Origin of the sequence: Streptomyces sp. TRM68367 (genome assembly GCF_014495685.1) — a bacterium.
Lineage (GTDB): Bacteria > Actinomycetota > Actinomycetes > Streptomycetales > Streptomycetaceae > Streptomyces.
This window is the reverse complement of sequence record NZ_JACTVI010000013.1, coordinates 58,489-74,308: the sequence shown is the minus strand read 5'-3', so window position 1 is coordinate 74,308 and position 15,820 is coordinate 58,489. Positions and strand designations below refer to the sequence as shown.

Below are 15,820 nucleotides of genomic sequence, written 5' to 3'. Positions count from 1 at the left end.
TCAGGCCTCCTTCGGGTCGACGGGGAGGGCGGCGGGACGGCGGGTACGGCGCAGCGGTGGCTGGGCACCCAGGCTCTTCGGGTCGAGGCCGGACCACTTGTGGCCGCTCGCAAAGAACCTGCGGCGGGCCATCAGGGTCAGCAGGGGCTTGGTGAACAGGAACACCACGACCACGTCGAGCAGGGTGGTCAGACCGAGAGTGAACGCGAAGCCCTTAACCTTGCCCACGGAGACGATGAACAGCACCGCGGCGGCGAGGAACGACACGAAGTCGGAGACCAGGATGGTGCGCCGGGCGCGCGGCCAGGCACGCTCGACGGCGGGGCGCAGCGAGCGGCCCTCGCGGATCTCGTCGCGGACGCGTTCGAAGTACACGATGAACGAGTCCGCCGTGATGCCGATGGCGACGATGGCTCCGCAGACGGCCGGCAGGTTCAGCGCGAAGCCGATGGCCGGGCCCAGCAGCGACATGATCGTGTAGGTGAGCGCCGCGGAGACCAGCAGCGAGAGGATCGCGATGAACGACAGGCCGCGGTAGTAGACGAGCAGGTAGAGCACGACCAGGGCCAGGCCGATCGCGCCGGCGATCAGACCGGCCTGCAGCTGATCGCCGCCGAGTGCCGCGGTCACCGTGGTGACGCTGTCCTCCTTGAAGGTCAGCGGCAGGGCGCCGTACGACAGCATGTTGGCGAGGCTCTGGGCCGACTCCTGGTTGAAGTTGCCGGAGATCTCGGCGTTGCCGCCGGTCAGGGCCTCCCGGACGAACGGGTCGGAGACGACCTCGCCGTCCAGGACGATCGCGAACTGGTTCTGCGGGGACTGCTTCTGGGCCAGCTGGCCGGTGATGTCGGCGAACTTCTTGGCGCCCGCGTCGGTGAAATTCATCGTGACCGTCCACCCCGCGCCAGCCTGGGTGTTGATGACGGCCTGGGCCTTGTCGATGTCCGTGCCGTCGACCGCGGCGGGGCCGAGGATGTACTTCTGCCACTGGCCCTGCGAGTTCTTGCCGCAGGCGACGGTCGGGTCGCTGGGCCTGGCTCCCTCACCGGCCTTGGCGCGGACCGCTGCCTTGGTGCAGTCGAGCGCGGCGTACTGCGCCTGGAGCTTGCTCTCGTCGCCGGAGGGGGCGCCGCCCGGGGAGGTGCTGGGCGTCGGTGTCGGGGTCGGGGTCGGCGTGGCCTTCAGGGCGTCGGTGACCGCGCGACCCTGCGTGGTGGGGCTCCCGGACGGGGTCGGGGTCGCCTTGTCGCCGCTGTTCTTGTCCGTGGCCTTGTCGCCGCTGTTCTTGTCGGCGGGGCTGTTCGAGGCGCTGGGCGTGGGGGTGGGGGGCGCGGCGCCGCCGGAGACCTCGGTGGTGAGGACCGGGCGGAAGTAGAGCTTCGCGGTGGTGCCGACCTGGTCCCGGGCCTGCTTGGAGTTCGTGCCCTTGGGGATGTTGACGATGATGTTGCGATCGCCCTGGGTCTGGACCTCGGCCTCCTGGACACCAAGACCGTTCACGCGGCGCTCCATGATGGAGACCGCGGTGTCCATGTTGGTCTTGTTGATCGCGTTCTCCTGGCCGGCCTCGGGGACAGCCCGGAGCGTGATGCTCGTACCGCCGGCCAGGTCGATGCCGAGACGCGGAGTGGTGTGCCCGGAGGCGAACATTCCTCCGGTGAGCGCCACGATGGCGATCAGGATCAGGGCCAGCGAGCGCCCCGGCTTGCTCTGGGCACTCGCGCTCCGGCCCTTTTTAGGTGCGGCCACCTTCTCGTACTCCCTCTCGGGCCGCCCGCGCGCCGGATCGGCGGCGGGGCGGCCATGACATGGTGTCGGGACCCCGTGCGGGCTGCGCATACCCCGGGGCGCGCGAGCCCGGCCTGCGCGCCCCGGGACGCGACTACTTCGCCTCGGAGTCGCCGTCGGTCTTCTTCGGCTCCTCGTCCGCCTTCGCCGCGGCGGCCTCGGCCTCGACGGCCGGCTCCTCGTGGGCGTCCTTCTTGCCGAGGTCGACGGACTTGTCGTCGGAGGCTGCGGCAGCGGAGTCGTCGGTCTCGGTGAGGGAGGAGGCGTCGTCCGGGACGAGGTCGGCCTCGGACTTCAGGTCGTGCTCGACGCCGTGGACGATGCGGTTGTACTCGTCGTCGGTCAGGACGGCACCGATCGCGTTCTTGGCGAAGAGCAGCTCGACGCCCGGACCGGCGTCGACGAGGACCGTGTCCTCGCTGACCTCCTTGACCGTGGCGTACATGCCCCCGATCGTGCGGACGCCGGAACCGGGTTGCATCTGGTTCCGCATCTCTGCAGCCTGCTGCTGCTTCTTCTTGGCCGACCGGGTCATCAGGAACATGGCCCCGATGAGCACGATGAACGGGAGGAGGGTCACGAGACTCACGGGTCGGAACTTCCTTCAACACGACCGCGATGGTGAGCGGCCTGATGGTTGGGGGTATGTATGCCGCCGACAAAGGCGGCATCGGCGGAGTCTAAGCGAGTCCGCGCGCATGGAACAACGTTCAGCATGGCACCGGGGTTCCTGCTCCGGCCAATACGCGCTCCGTCACGATGTCGTCACGTCCCGAACAAGTCCTGTTGTCCGTTTCCCGCGGCGCCCGAGCGGGGCGGCGTGAGGCCGAGATGCGCCCATGCGGCAGGGGTCGCCACCCGGCCGCGGGGAGTGCGGGCGAGCAGGCCCTCCCGCACCAGGAAGGGCTCGGCGACCTCCTCGACGGTCTCGCGTTCCTCCCCCACTGCGACGGCGAGCGTGGACAGGCCGACCGGCCCGCCGCCGAACAGCTTGAGCAGTGCCTCCAGCACGGCCCGGTCCAGGCGGTCGAGGCCACGGGCGTCGACCTCGTAGACGGCCAGGGCGGCCGCGGCGATGTCCCTGGTGATGAACCCGTCGGCCTTGACCTGGGCGTAGTCGCGGACACGGCGCAGCAGGCGGTTGGCGATGCGGGGCGTGCCGCGGGAGCGGCCGGCGATCTCGGCGGCGCCGTCGGCCTCGATCGCGACGTCGAGGAGGTTGGCCGAGCGGTGGATGACCCGCTCCAGCTCGGCGGGCTCGTAGAACTCCATGTGGGCGGTGAAGCCGAAGCGGTCGCGCAGCGGGGGCGGCAGCAGGCCCGCGCGGGTGGTGGCGCCGACCAGGGTGAACGGGGGCAGCTCCAGCGGGATGGCGGTGGCGCCGGGGCCCTTGCCGACGATGACGTCGACGCGGAAGTCCTCCATCGCCATGTACAGCATCTCCTCGGCGGGCCGGGACATGCGGTGGATCTCGTCGAGGAAGAGGACCTCGCCCTCCTGCAGGGAAGACAGGATCGCGGCCAGGTCGCCGGCGTGCTGGATGGCGGGGCCGGACGTGATGCGGATCGGGGCGTCCATCTCGGCCGCGATGATCATCGACAGGGTGGTCTTGCCCAGGCCGGGCGCGCCGGAGAGCAGGACGTGGTCGGCGGTGGCCCCCCGCGCGCGTGCGGCCCGCAGAACGAGGTCGAGCTGCTCGCGGACCTTCTCCTGGCCGATGAACTCGCCCAGGTCCTTGGGGCGCAGGGCGGACTCGACGGCCTGGTCCTCATGATCGGCTGACGCGCCGACGAGCCGCTCGGCGGCGGGGGTGTCGGTCGTGTCGTCCCAGTTCATTGCGTGTGCCTCGCGGGTCGCGGTCGGATGGGTCGCGGTGGGGTACGTCGCGGTCGGAAGGGTCGCGGTCGGATGGGGCGTAGGAGGGTCGAGGCGGCGTCGGGCGGGGCCGCGGCGGGGTCCCGGGGCGCTGTTTCAGGCCGCTTCGGGAACCCCTTCGGGTCAGCGCGCTCTGTTCAGGGTCTGCAGCGCCGCCTTCAGCAGCTGACCGACCTGGGGGTTGCCCCCGGCTGCCTCGGCCTGCGGGGCGACCGCGACGACGGCCTCCTCGGCCTCGCGGGTCGCGTAGCCGAGGCCGATCAGGGCGGCGTGCAGCTGGTCGCGCCAGCCGCTGGTGACCGGCGCACCGACGGCGGGCGCGCCCACGGGCTCGCCGAGGCGGTCCTTCAGCTCCAGCAGCAGCTTCTGGGCGCCCTTCTTGCCGATGCCCGGTACGGCGGTGAGGGCCTTCTCGTCGCCGGTCGCCACGGCCCGGCGCAGGGCGTCCGGGGAGTGCACGGCCAGCATGGACTGGGCAAGGCGGGGGCCGACGCCGCTCGCGGTCTGGAGCAGTTCGAAGACCTGGCGCTCGTCGTCGTCCGCGAAGCCGTACAGGGTCAGGGAGTCCTCCCGGACGACGAGGGAGGTGGCCAGTTTGGCCTGCTGGCCCATGCGGAGCCCGGAGAGGGTGTTGGGCGTGCACTGGACGGCGATGCCGATCCCGCCCACCTCGACCACCGCGGAGTCCGGGGCGAGGGCGGCGACCGGGCCGCTGACGAAGGCGATCATGCGATGCGCCCCTTCGATGAGTTCGATGCTTTCGATGCGTGTAGGGCGACGGCCTGCTGGAGGCGGTTCTGGGCGGGCGCGCGCCAGATGTGGCAGATGGCGAGCGCGAGGGCGTCGGCGGCGTCGGCGGGCTTCGGCGGGGCGTCCAGCCGGAGGAGGCGGGTGACCATGGCACCCACCTGGGCCTTCTCGGCGCGGCCCGAGCCGGTGACGGCGGCCTTGACCTCGCTGGGGGTGTGCAGGGCGACCGGGATACCGCGGCGGGAGGCGCACAGCAGGGCGATCGCGCTGGCCTGGGCCGTGCCCATCACCGTACGGACGTTGTGCTGGCTGAAGACGCGCTCCACGGCGACGCATTCCGGCCGGTGTGCGTCCAGCCACTGCTCGATGCCCTGCTCGATGACGACGAGGCGGTGGCCCAGGCCGGTGTCCGCGGGCGTGCGGACGACGCCGACGCCGAGCATGGTGAGCGGCCGGCCCGCGACCCCCTCGACGACACCGACACCGCACCGCGTCAGTCCGGGGTCCACCCCGAGTACGCGCACGCGCCACCCCCTTTGCGGCTGATCCGCCGCCGCTTTCGCGGACCTGGTTGAGCACCGTCGTGGTTCCTCAATTGCTGGTTGCGGTCCGTGGACAGTGATCTTTGTCTTGATGCCAGGCTATCCGGAGCCACCGACAACAGCGGCGGGCCGGTAGGACGTGTCCCACCGGCCCGCCGATCAACGCGGCATCCGCGGCAGCGATTACGCGCCGGCCTTTTCCATGATCTCGTCGCTGACGTCGAAGTTGGCGAAGACGTTCTGCACGTCGTCGCTGTCCTCCAGCGCGTCGATCAGCTTGAAGATCTTCTTGGCGCCCTCCTCGTCCAGCTCGACCTGGACGGACGGCACGAAGTTGGCGTCGGCGGACTCGTAGTCGATGCCGGCATCCTGGAGGGCGGTGCGGACCGCCACCAGGTCGGTCGGCTCGCTGACGACCTCGAAGTTCTCGCCGAGATCGTTGACCTCCTCGGCACCGGCGTCCAGGACGGCCATGAGGACCTCGTCCTCGGTCAGCTCCCCCTTGGGGACGATGACGACGCCCTTGCGGTTGAACAGGTACGAGACCGAGCCCGGGTCGGCCATGGAGCCGCCGTTGCGGGTCATCGCGACGCGGACCTCGGAGGCGGCGCGGTTGCGGTTGTCGGTGAGGCACTCGACGAGCACGGCGACGCCGTTCGGGCCGTAGCCCTCGTACATGATCGTCTCGTACTCGGCGCCTCCGGCCTCCAGGCCCGCGCCGCGCTTGACCGCGGAGTCGATGTTCTTGTTCGGGACCGACGACTTCTTGGCCTTCTGGATGGCGTCGTACAGCGTCGGATTGCCGTCGGGGTCGGCGCCGCCCATGCGGGCCGCGACCTCGATGTTCTTGATCAGCTTCGCGAAGAGCTTGCCACGCTTGGCATCGATGACGGCCTTCTTGTGCTTCGTCGTGGCCCATTTAGAGTGGCCGGACATCTGCCTGTCTCCTTCGCGTTACCCATCTCTGTACGAACGCCTGGAATCCTACAAGGACTCCGGTGTCCGGTCGGCGCGCACCATGTCGACGAACAGGGAGTGCACGCGGTGGTCGCCGGTCAGTTCCGGGTGGAACGACGTGGCCAGCGCGGTGCCCTGGCGGACTGCGACGATGTGGCCGTCGTACTCGGCGAGGACCTCGGCCTGGGCGCCGACGGACTCGACCCAGGGCGCGCGGATGAAGACGCCTTCCACCGGATCGCCCTCGATGCCCTTGACGTCGACGGCCGCCTCGAAGGACTCGTTCTGCCGTCCGAAGGCGTTGCGGCGCACGATCATGTCGATGCCGCCGATCGTCTCCTGGCCCGAGCGCGGGTCGAGGATCTTGTCGGCGAGCATGATCAGACCGGCGCACGTGCCGTAGACCGGCATGCCGTCCCGCACGCGCACGCGTAGGGGGTCCATCAGGCCGAACAGCACGGCCAGCTTGGAGATGGTGGTGGACTCGCCGCCGGGTATGACGAGGCCGTCGACCTCGGCGAGCTCGTCGGGGCGCCGCACCGGCCTGGCCACGGCGTCGGCCGCGGCCAGGGCGGTGAGGTGCTCCCGTACGTCGCCCTGGAGGGCCAGGACTCCGATCACAGGTGCATGGGTCATGGGTGGTTACCAGCCGCGGTTGGCGTAGCGCTCGGCCTCGGGGAGGGTGTCGCAGTTGATGCCGACCATGGCCTCGCCGAGGTTGCGGGACGCCTCCGCGATGATCTTCGGGTCGTCGTAGAAGGTGGTCGCCTTGACGATGGCGGCGGCGCGCCTGGCCGGGTCGCCGGACTTGAAGATGCCGGAGCCGACGAAGACGCCCTCGGCGCCGAGCTGGCGCATCAGCGCAGCGTCGGCCGGGGTGGCGACACCGCCGGCGGAGAACAGCACGACGGGCAGCTTGCCCAGCTCGGCGACCTCCTTGACCAGCTCGTACGGGGCGCGCAGCTCCTTGGCGGCGGCGTACAGCTCGTGGTTGTCGTAGCCGCGCAGCCGGGCGATCTCGTTCTTGATCTGGCGCAGGTGGCGGACGGCCTCGACGACGTTGCCGGTGCCGGCCTCGCCCTTGGAGCGGATCATGGCGGCGCCCTCGGCGATGCGGCGCAGGGCCTCGCCGAGGTTGGTGGCGCCGCAGACGAAGGGGGTCGTGAAGGACCACTTGTCGGAGTGGTTGACCTCGTCGGCCGGGGTGAGGACCTCGGACTCGTCGATGTAGTCGACGCCGAGGGACTGCAGGACCTGGGCCTCGACGAAGTGGCCGATGCGGGACTTGGCCATCACCGGGATGGAGACGGCGTTGATGATGCCCTCGATCATGTCCGGGTCGGACATCCGGGCCACGCCCCCGTCCTTGCGGATGTCGGCCGGCACCCGCTCCAGGGCCATGACGGCGACGGCGCCCGCGTCCTCGGCGATCTTCGCCTGCTCCGGCGTGACGACATCCATGATCACACCGCCCTTGAGCTGCTCGGCCATGCCGCGCTTCACGCGCGCGGAACCGGTCTCGGGGGTCGGGGCGGAACTGGGCGTGGTGGACACGGGTGACCTCACTCGGTGACAGGGGTTGTGATGCAGCACCGAGGAAACGTGAGGGGACCAGGCCACAGCAAGGGCCAATGGGAAGCCGGTGGATCCTTTTCGGCGGACGAAGGCGGAAACAGTGCCTATGCCGCCCGGTCGACCAGGGCCGCCGGCGGTTCGTCGTCCATCTCGAAGGCCAGGGGGAACGGGGCGTGGCCGGCCAGCCGGAACCAGCGGACCTTGCGGTGCCGCCGCAGGGCGCGGGCCGCGCGTACGGCGTCGTTGTGGAAGCGGCGGGCCATCGGGACCCGGCGGACCGCCTCGGTCAGTTCCCGGGCCGCCTCCTCTCCCCCGGGTGCCTCCCGTACCGCCTCCACCTGCTGCGCCTCGGCGAACACCGCGCGCAGGGCCTGGCTCAGCTCGCTCTCGGCGACCTCGCGGTGGTCCTCCTCGGCCTGCCGGGCGGCGTGTGCCGCCTCGTAGAGGACGATCGAGGCGGCCGGGTCGAGCACCCCCGAGGTGGCCAGTTCCTGGGTCACTGAGGCCCGGCGGAGCAGCTGGGCGTCGAGGGCGGCGCGGGCGGCGTCGATCCGGGCGTGCAGCCGGTCCAGCCGTCCCGCCGTCCAGCTCAGGTAGAGGCCGATCACCACGAGGGCGACGAGGATCCAGATGAGGGTTGCGGTCACGGGCCGCAAGGCTACCGGGGCGCTCCGCTGGGTCAGCCGAGTGGCGTACGGTGCGTTGTCCGGTGCGGGTTGTAGGCGGGTTGCTGTCCCTGGGGGCTGCGCCCCCAGACCCCCGCTCCGGCCTTGCGGCCTCGTCCTCAAACGCCGGACAGGCTGAATTGCGCGGACCGGCACCGGGAAGGGACGGGTCGGTTGGGGAGGAGCGTCCCCAGCGGGTGGGTGAGGGGCTGATCTCAGCGCCTCGGCCCATCAGCCTCGCCGGCTTCAGTTCCCTGAGGCCCGTCAGCCTCAAGCCCTTGACCCCGTCTGCGTCAGTCATCTCAACCCTCAGAACCCGCGGGCCTCAGCCCCTCAACCTGAGACCTCCGCCCTCCCCCCTCCGCCTCATCAAGCTCAGCGCCTCCGCCACCATCCCCCTCAGCCTCAAGCCCCTCAGCCACGCCAGCCTCAAGCCCGTCAGCTTCAAGCCCCGCCCGCCCCAGCCCCGTCACAGCTCACGCCCCCAGGCCCTCAGTCCCGTGCCAACCCCAGCCGGGCCCGCAAGCCGCTTCCTCCGCCGCCCCCGGCCCGCTCGTCCGTGGCCACCGCTGCCGCGCCTGCCGTGACCGTTTCGTAGACCGACAGGATGTCCGCGCCGACGGTGGACCAGTCGAAGCGGCGGACATGGTTGGTTCCCCGTTCGCGGAGTTCGGTGCGGCGGGCCGGGCCCTCCAGGAGGCGGACCGCGGTTTCGGCGAGGGCGTGCGCGTCCTCGTTGGGGAACAGTTCGCCGGCCGCGCCCTGGTCGAGGACCTGCGCGAAGGCGTCCAGGTCGGAGGCGAGGACGGGCGCGCCGGCGGACATGGCCTCGACGAGGATGATGCCGAAGCTCTCGCCACCGGTGTTCGGCGCGACATACAGGTCGACGCTGCGCAGGAGGCGTGCCTTGTCCTCGTCGGTGATCATGCCGAGGAATTCGACGCGGGAGCGCAGTTCCGCCGGCAGCGTCTCCACCGCCTCCTCCTCGTCGCCGCGGCCCGCGACCAGCAGCCGGGTCTGCGGGCGGGCGGAGAGGATCTTCGGGAGGGCCTTCATGAGGACCGGCAGACCCTTGCGGGGCTCGTCGATGCGCCCGATGAAACCGATGGTGTCGCCCTGCCACTCGGGCCGGGGCTCGGCCTTGGCGAAGAAGTCGACGTCGACGCCGTTGGGGATGACGACCGCGTCCCCGCCCAGGTGTTCCACGAGCGTGCGGCGGGCGTACTCGCTCACCGCGATCCGCGCGCTGATCTTCTCCAGGGCCGCCTGGAGGATGGCGTACGCGGCGATCATGGCCCGCGAGCGCGGGTTCGAGGTGTGGAAGGTCGCGACGATGGGTCCCTGAGCCGCCCAGCAGGACAGCAGGCCAAGCGACGGCGAGGCCGGCTCGTGGATGTGGATGACGTCGAACTCACCGTCGTGCAGCCAGCGGCGTACCCGGGCGGCGGAGAGGAAGCCGAAGTTCAGGCGCGCCACCGAGCCGTTGTACGGCACCGGCACCGCGCGTCCGGCGGAGACGACGTACGGCGGCAGCGGGGTGTCGTCGTCGGCCGGGGCGAGGACGGACACCTCGTGACCGAGACGGATGAAGTACTCGGCGAGATCCCGGATGTGGAACTGGACACCGCCCGGTACGTCCCAGGAGTACGGGCAGACGATGCCGATCCTCACGAGGTCCCCTTCTCGCTGTCCCGCTGGGGATCCTTGGCAGGATCGAGGTCCTCGAGCCACAAGCGCTGCAGCATGTGCCAGTCCTCCGGATGGTCGGCGATCCCCGTGGCGAAGGCGTCGGCCAGCGCCTGTGTCATGACAGACGTCTTTTCGGCCCGGGTACCTGACTCGGGTACCTCGATCGGCGGATGCAGCCGCCCCTGCATTACGGGCGAATCGTCGTACCACAGCGTGACCGGCAGCAGCAGCGCCCCGGTCTGCTGGGCGAGCAGGGCGGGACCCGCGGGCATACGGGCCGGCTCGCCGAAGAACTCCACCTCGACGCCGGACGCGGACAGGTCGCGGTCGGCGACCAGGCAGACCAGGCCGCCCTCGCGCAGCCGCCGGGCCAGGACGCCGAAGGCGGAGCCGCCGCTGTGCGGCAGGACCTCCATGCCCAGTTGGGTGCGATAGGCGACGAAGCGGTCGTAGAGCGCTTCGGGCTTGAGGCGCTCCTGGACGGTGGTGAACGGGGTCTCCAGCTTGGTGGTGACCCAGGCGCCCGCCAGGTCCCAGTTGGCCAGGTGCGGCAGGGCCAGGACGACGCCCTTGCCGGAGGCGAGGCCGTCGGTCAGGTGGTGCACGCCCTTGGGGTCGAAGCCGCCCTTGATGCGCTCGGTGCTCCAGGCCGGGAGCCGGAAGGACTCCATCCAGTAGCGCATGTACGACCGCATGCCCGCGCGCGAGAGCTCGGCCAGGCGCTCCGGGCCCGCGTCCGGCACCACGCGCGCGTAGTTGCTCTCCAGCCGCTGCACGCCCTTGCCGCGCCGCTTCCAGGTGACGTCGGCGATGGTCCGGCCGAGCCGTACGGCGACCGGCTCGGGGAGCTTCTTGACCGTGCCCCAGCCGAGGCCGTACAGCGTGTCCGTCAGCCGGTCCTTAGCGTTCATGTCGCGGCCTCGCTTCCGTGCGAGGCGTTCTCCGGCCGCTCCTGGCCGTCCTGCTGCGCCTCGGCCTCCGCGGACTCCCTGCGGACCGTGACGACCCGCTGGATCAGCGTGACGAGGCTGCCGACGGCGACGATCCACAGGGCGATCGGCAGCACGACGTGGATCCCGGGCACGCCGAACGTGTCGAAGCCCGCGACCCCGGCCGCGACCAGCGAGATCACCAGCCGCTCGGCGCGCTCGACGAGCCCGTTCACGGCGACCGGCAGCCCGATCGACTCGCCGCGGGCCTTGGTGTACGACACCACCTGGCCGCTGGCCAGGCAGAAGATGGAGACGGCGCACAGGACGGTGTCGTCGCCGCCGCCCGCGTACCACAGGGCGAAGCCGCCGAAGATCGCACCGTCGGCGACCCGGTCGAGGGTGGAGTCCAGGAACGCGCCCCAGCGGCTTGAGCGGCCCAGCTGGCGGGCCATGTTGCCGTCGACGAGGTCGGAGAAGACGAACAGCGTGATCACGACCGTGCCCCAGAAGAACTCGCCCCGGGGGTAGAAGACCAGCGCGCCGGCCATCACGCCCGCGGTGCCGATGAGCGTGACCGTGTCGGGGCTGACGCCCCGTCGGATGAGAAACGCGGCGAACGGCGTGAGAACACGCGTGAAGAATGCACGCGCGTACTTGTTCAGCATGGCCTTCCCGACGGTCGGTGGGGCCGAGTGGCCCCTGCTGGCCACCGGCTGGCCCATCGTAGCCACGCGCGCGCGTGGGCGACGGCCGGGCGTCGGCAGCCCCGTGTCACGGTCCGGTGGCGGCCGGGTCGCGGCACGATCGCGTCCCTCGTATGGACGCACCGTGACGAGAGTGGAAAGCTCGAATAACCGCGGGCGTCGCCGGAGCCGCCACCGCTGGGGGTGCCCCCAGACGGAGTCTGGGGGAGGGTCCCGCGTGTCCGCGCCCACAACCTCACCGTGTACGGGAGGCAAGGCCATGGGCGACAAGGCGAACACACACCCCGGGGCCGCCGGCAGGGCAGTGGCGGCCGACCATCCCGCGTCCGTACGGAATGTGGTGCTGGTCGGCCACTCCGGTTCGGGCAAGACGACTCTGGTGGAGGCTCTCGCCCTAGCGGCGAGGGCCGTGAACCGGGCGGGCCGCGTGGAGGACGGCGGCACCGTCTCCGACTACGACGAGATCGAGCACCGGCAGCAACGCTCCGTACAGCTCTCGCTGGTCCCCGTCGAATGGGGCGGCATCAAGGTCAATCTCCTCGACACTCCCGGATACGCCGACTTCGTCGGTGAACTCAGGGCCGGTCTGCGAGCGGCGGACGCGGCCCTTTTCGTCGTCTCCGCCTCCGACGGCGTGGACGGCTCGACCCGCATGGTGTGGGAGGAGTGCGCGGCCGTCGGCATGCCACGGGCCATCGTGATCACGCACCTGGAGGCCGCCCGGTCGGACTTCGAGGAGATGACGCGGATCTGCGCGGAGGCCTTCGGCGCCGACGACCCCGACGCCGTGCTGCCGCTGTACCTGCCGCTGCACGGCCGGCAGGCGGCCGACGGGCACGCGCCCGTGACCGGGCTGATCGGGGTGCTGTCGCAGAAGCTGTTCGACTACTCGTCCGGGGAGCGGGCGGAGTCCGAACCGGGCGAGGACCAGCTGCCGCTGATCGAGGAGGCCCGCAACCGGCTGATCGAGGGGATCATCTCGGAGAGCGAGGACGAGACCCTCATGGACCGCTATCTCGGCGGCGAGACGGTCGACGTCAAGACGCTGATCGAGGACCTGGAGCGGGCCGTCGCGCGCGGGGTCTTCTTCCCCGTGCTGGCCGCCGCCCCCGCGGCCGACGGCGCCCGGCAGGGCCTCGGCACGGTCGAGCTGCTGGAGCTGGTCACGCGCGGTTTCCCGACCCCGCTGGAGCACGAGGTGCACCGCGTGACCAGCATCGACGGCAAGCCGCGCGAGCTGAAGCCGTGCGATCCCAACGCGCCGCTGGTCGCGGAGGTCGTGAAGACCTCATCCGACCCGTACGTCGGCCGGCTCTCGCTGATCCGGGTGTTCTCCGGCACCCTGCGTGCCGACCAGACCGTGCACGTCTCCGGGCACGGTCTTGCGGACCGCGGGCACGAGGACCACGACGTCGACGAGCGGATCGGCGCCCTGTCCACGCCGTTCGGCAAACAGCAGCGCCCGGTCTCGCACGTCGTCGCGGGTGACCTGGCGTGCGTGGCGAAGCTGAGCCGCGCGGAGACCGGGGACACGCTCTCCGCCAAGGACGACCCGCTGCTGATGGAGCCGTGGCAGATGCCCGACCCACTGCTGCCGCTGGCCATCCAGGCACACAGCAAGCCGGACGAGGACAAGCTCTCCCAGGGCCTGTCCCGGCTGGTCGCCGAGGACCCGACGATGCGCCTGGAACAGAACCAGGACACCCACCAGGTGGTCCTGTGGTGCCTGGGCGAGGCCCACGCGGACGTCGCGCTGGAGCGGCTGCGCAGCCGGTACGGCGTCCAGGTCGACGTCGTACCGCACAAGGTCTCCCTCCGGGAGACGTTCGCGGGCAGGTCGGCGGGGCGCGGCCGGCACGTCAAGCAGTCCGGCGGGCACGGGCAGTACGCCATCTGCGAGATCGAGGTGGAGCCGCTGCCGGGCGGCTCGGGCATCGAGTTCGTGGACAAGGTGGTCGGCGGTGCGGTGCCGCGGCAGTTCATCCCGTCGGTCGAGAAGGGCGTGCGGGCCCAGGCCCTCAAGGGGGTCGCGGCCGGTCATCCGCTCGTCGACGTGCGGGTGACGCTGCTGGACGGCAAGGCGCACTCGGTGGACTCCTCGGACGCCGCGTTCCAGACGGCGGGCGCGCTGGCGCTTCGGGAGGCCGCGGCCGATGCGAAGATCCATCTGCTGGAGCCGGTGGCCGAGGTGAGCGTGCTGGTCGGCGACGACTACGTGGGCGCTGTGATGAGCGACCTGTCCGGGCGGCGCGGCCGGGTGCTGGGCACCGAGCAGACGCCCGGCGGCCGCACGCTGGTCCGGGCCGAGGTGCCGGAGATCGAGATCGGCCGGTACGCGGTCGACCTGCGCTCCCTGTCGCACGGCACCGCACGCTTCAGCCGCGCGTACGCCCGGCACGAACCGATGCCGCCACAGATTGCCGAAAGTATCCGTGAAGAGGCGCGCGCCGCCTCCTAGTTGGCGCCGGGCGCCCACAAGTGACGTGTGTGGAACGCTCCCTTCCGTTTCGGCGGGCGGCTTCGGCCGTCCGCCGACGCGTTGTCGTTGCCTGCGGCTACGCTGATGACCTGATCACGTTGTGCGGCGATCAGCGCCTCGCTCGGCATGTCGGTCGGAACGAAGAACTGATCAACAGGTGTGCGGGGTACGGAAGTCGGGAAGGGCCGCAGCAGCGGCAGTGACGGCGATCGGGGGCGGTAATGACCGTTGAGAGCGGTTACGCGGACATTTTCGGTCCGCAGGTACCGCGCACGGGCGACGAGGGACAGACGGCGACGTTCGCGCTGGCCTCGGCGGCATATCGGGACAATCCGGTGGAGAAGATCCTCGATGCCGACAACGAGTGGCACAAGTCCACCGTCAAGGGCGGCAAACTCGCGCTGTTCAAGCCGAACCTCGGCGAGGCGTTCTCCCGCGCCGTCGTCGACCGCATGCTGGGCGCGGGCCGCAAGCCGCTCATCCAGTCCTTCGGCACCCAGCCGCAGGTGGTGGTCGAGCACTGTCTCGCGGCGAACCGCATCCGCCGTGAGCGGGACAACTGGCTGACGGCCGTCATGGCGCTGTGCGGTCTGATCTTCCTGCCCGGCCTGCTGGTCTGGCTGCTGGTCTTCCAGATCCGTACGACCATGGCCAAGCGCGAGGACAAGCGGGCCGGCGCGCTCGCCACCACACTGCTGGTCGCGGTCGGCGCCCTCGCGGTGATCTTCCTGATCCGGATGCCGTTCACCGGGTTCTGGGCGTTGTACGCGCGCCTGGCGGTCGTCGCCCCGGTGGCCGGCTGGTTCTGGGCCAAGCAGATCTGTGAGCGTACGGCGAGGGATCTGCGGGAGCGCTGGGACAGCCTGCTCTCCGGCAGCAGTGTCGGCGCGAAGGTGCCGGAGGCGGTGCCGAGCAGCCCCGGCGAGACGGCGGCCGAGCAGCTGCGCCAGTCCCTGGCCCGGCTCAGCGCCGAGCAGCAGTCCAACTCGGTCTTCTACGCTTGGCCGAAGGGCATACTCGGCATGGGCACGCGCTGGGGCAGCTGGCAGCTCGCCGAGGACCTGGTGTCGGCCGACCCGGACCGGGAGATCCATCCCTTCCGCAGCTGGGACGTCGTCAAGTCCATCCACGACCGGCTGCGCATGCTGGAGCGGACCCCGCTGAACACGGGCGGCTTCACGAAGCCGTCGATACGGCACTGGATCGTCACGCCGATCGGGGAGAACGCGGGCGCCGTGTCCCGGCCGGAGGGCACGGACGTCGAGGCGTACCAGGTCAAGTCGCACGCCATACAGGACATCTGCAACAAGCAGCAGTTCGGCGCCGGTGACCGGCACTACCTGGGCGTCCAGTGGACGCTGTGGGACGGGCAGCTGATCATCACCATGCTCATCACGGTGACCGTGCTGCACGAGACGCTGCGCATCGAGGTGACCGGGCATGCGCTCGGGCCGGTGCATCCGTTGTTCACGTCTAAGCCGGAGGACAAGTCGAAGACGGTCCAGAAGGCGCTGAAGTTCTGGGAGACGCGGAGCGTGAAGCTGCCGCTGGTGGACGCCGACGAGGTGGTGCGGCTGGCCGCGCGGGCGCCGCTGACCTGGTATCCGCCGCTGCTGAAGTGGCTCGGCGGCACGCTGGCCCTGCCCGAGCCGTTCGGCCTGCGGCACGCGTGGGCCGACAAGCCGTGGCGGCATCGCTTCATGGCCGACGACGCGTTGCGCGCGGCCGCTCCGGTGCTGCGGGTGGTGCACGCCGGCGCGATCAAGGTGCTGGAGGAGAACGGAGTGAACACCGAGAAGTTCGGTTCGCGGTCGGCGTTCCTGAGCACGGCGGTGCAGGATCCGACACCGGGGAAAGCCGACGT

Annotated in this window: 14 protein-coding genes; 2 read left to right on the top strand and 12 right to left on the bottom strand. The window is 70.8% G+C overall.

The window, feature by feature from the left end:
• The 12 genes from secD to pgsA all read right to left on the bottom strand — a co-directional run bounded on the left by secD (position 1) and on the right by pgsA (position 11,495).
• Entirely contained in the window at positions 1 to 1,749 is a 1,749-nt protein-coding gene (gene secD, locus H8R17_RS12115; RefSeq protein ID WP_187823159.1) for a protein translocase subunit SecD, read from the bottom strand.
• A 133-nt stretch (positions 1,750 to 1,882) separates the two neighbouring features.
• Positions 1,883 to 2,377, bottom strand: a complete 495-nt coding sequence (yajC, locus tag H8R17_RS12110) for a preprotein translocase subunit YajC (protein ID WP_187823158.1) — start codon at positions 2,375 to 2,377, stop codon at positions 1,883 to 1,885.
• A gap of 176 nt (positions 2,378 to 2,553) precedes the next feature.
• Positions 2,554 to 3,624 carry a Holliday junction branch migration DNA helicase RuvB gene (ruvB, locus tag H8R17_RS12105; protein WP_187823157.1) on the bottom strand — a complete coding sequence of 357 codons (1,071 nt, stop codon included), beginning with the start codon at positions 3,622 to 3,624 and terminating at the stop codon, positions 2,554 to 2,556.
• Between the two features lie 162 nt (positions 3,625 to 3,786).
• Positions 3,787 to 4,392, bottom strand: coding sequence for a Holliday junction branch migration protein RuvA (gene ruvA / locus H8R17_RS12100; protein WP_187823156.1), 606 nt, complete (start codon positions 4,390 to 4,392; stop codon positions 3,787 to 3,789).
• Positions 4,389 to 4,937 carry a crossover junction endodeoxyribonuclease RuvC gene (gene ruvC / locus H8R17_RS12095; RefSeq protein ID WP_187823155.1) on the bottom strand — a complete coding sequence of 183 codons (549 nt, stop codon included), beginning with the start codon at positions 4,935 to 4,937 and terminating at the stop codon, positions 4,389 to 4,391. Before ruvC ends, ruvA begins: the two co-directional genes overlap by 4 nt.
• A gap of 201 nt (positions 4,938 to 5,138) precedes the next feature.
• Entirely contained in the window at positions 5,139 to 5,891 is a 753-nt protein-coding gene (locus tag H8R17_RS12090) for a YebC/PmpR family DNA-binding transcriptional regulator (protein ID WP_187823154.1), read from the bottom strand.
• 48 nt (positions 5,892 to 5,939) lie between these two features.
• Complete coding sequence (gene pdxT / locus H8R17_RS12085) at positions 5,940 to 6,548, bottom strand: pyridoxal 5'-phosphate synthase glutaminase subunit PdxT (protein WP_187823153.1); 609 nt, start codon at positions 6,546 to 6,548, stop codon at positions 5,940 to 5,942.
• 6 nt (positions 6,549 to 6,554) lie between these two features.
• Positions 6,555 to 7,466, bottom strand: coding sequence for a pyridoxal 5'-phosphate synthase lyase subunit PdxS (pdxS, locus tag H8R17_RS12080; protein ID WP_187823152.1), 912 nt, complete (start codon positions 7,464 to 7,466; stop codon positions 6,555 to 6,557).
• A gap of 125 nt (positions 7,467 to 7,591) precedes the next feature.
• Positions 7,592 to 8,134 carry a hypothetical protein gene (locus H8R17_RS12075; RefSeq protein ID WP_187823151.1) on the bottom strand — a complete coding sequence of 181 codons (543 nt, stop codon included), beginning with the start codon at positions 8,132 to 8,134 and terminating at the stop codon, positions 7,592 to 7,594.
• A gap of 510 nt (positions 8,135 to 8,644) precedes the next feature.
• A complete protein-coding gene (locus H8R17_RS12070) occupies positions 8,645 to 9,823 on the bottom strand; it encodes a glycosyltransferase family 4 protein (protein WP_187823150.1) in 1,179 nt (392 codons plus the stop codon).
• Positions 9,820 to 10,752, bottom strand: coding sequence for a phosphatidylinositol mannoside acyltransferase (locus H8R17_RS12065; protein WP_187823149.1), 933 nt, complete (start codon positions 10,750 to 10,752; stop codon positions 9,820 to 9,822). Before H8R17_RS12065 ends, H8R17_RS12070 begins: the two co-directional genes overlap by 4 nt.
• Entirely contained in the window at positions 10,749 to 11,495 is a 747-nt protein-coding gene (gene pgsA / locus H8R17_RS12060; RefSeq protein WP_187823212.1) for a phosphatidylinositol phosphate synthase, read from the bottom strand. Before pgsA ends, H8R17_RS12065 begins: the two co-directional genes overlap by 4 nt.
• A gap of 241 nt (positions 11,496 to 11,736) precedes the next feature.
• Between pgsA and H8R17_RS12055 the strand changes: the two genes are divergently transcribed.
• The gene (locus H8R17_RS12055; RefSeq protein WP_187823148.1) at positions 11,737 to 13,935 is read left to right on the top strand and encodes an elongation factor G-like protein EF-G2; all 2,199 of its coding nucleotides are present in this window, start codon (positions 11,737 to 11,739) and stop codon (positions 13,933 to 13,935) included.
• Between the two features lie 242 nt (positions 13,936 to 14,177).
• The coding region (locus H8R17_RS12050; protein WP_187823211.1) for a hypothetical protein at positions 14,178 to 15,820 on the top strand (1,643 nt) is incomplete at its 3' end.

Bases quoted from the DNA above. Each gene is read 5' to 3' on its own strand.
- ruvB (WP_187823157.1), bottom strand. From the start codon at position 3,624: ATGAACTGGGACGACACGACCGACACCCCCGCCGCCGAGCGGCTCGTC.
- ruvA (WP_187823156.1), bottom strand. From the start codon at position 4,392: ATGATCGCCTTCGTCAGCGGCCCGGTCGCCGCCCTCGCCCCGGACTCC.
- H8R17_RS12090 (WP_187823154.1), bottom strand. From the start codon at position 5,891: ATGTCCGGCCACTCTAAATGGGCCACGACGAAGCACAAGAAGGCCGTC.
- pdxT (WP_187823153.1), bottom strand. From the start codon at position 6,548: ATGACCCATGCACCTGTGATCGGAGTCCTGGCCCTCCAGGGCGACGTA.
- H8R17_RS12065 (WP_187823149.1), bottom strand. From the start codon at position 10,752: ATGAACGCTAAGGACCGGCTGACGGACACGCTGTACGGCCTCGGCTGG.
- pgsA (WP_187823212.1), bottom strand. From the start codon at position 11,495: ATGGGCCAGCCGGTGGCCAGCAGGGGCCACTCGGCCCCACCGACCGTC.
- H8R17_RS12055 (WP_187823148.1), top strand. From the start codon at position 11,737: ATGGGCGACAAGGCGAACACACACCCCGGGGCCGCCGGCAGGGCAGTG.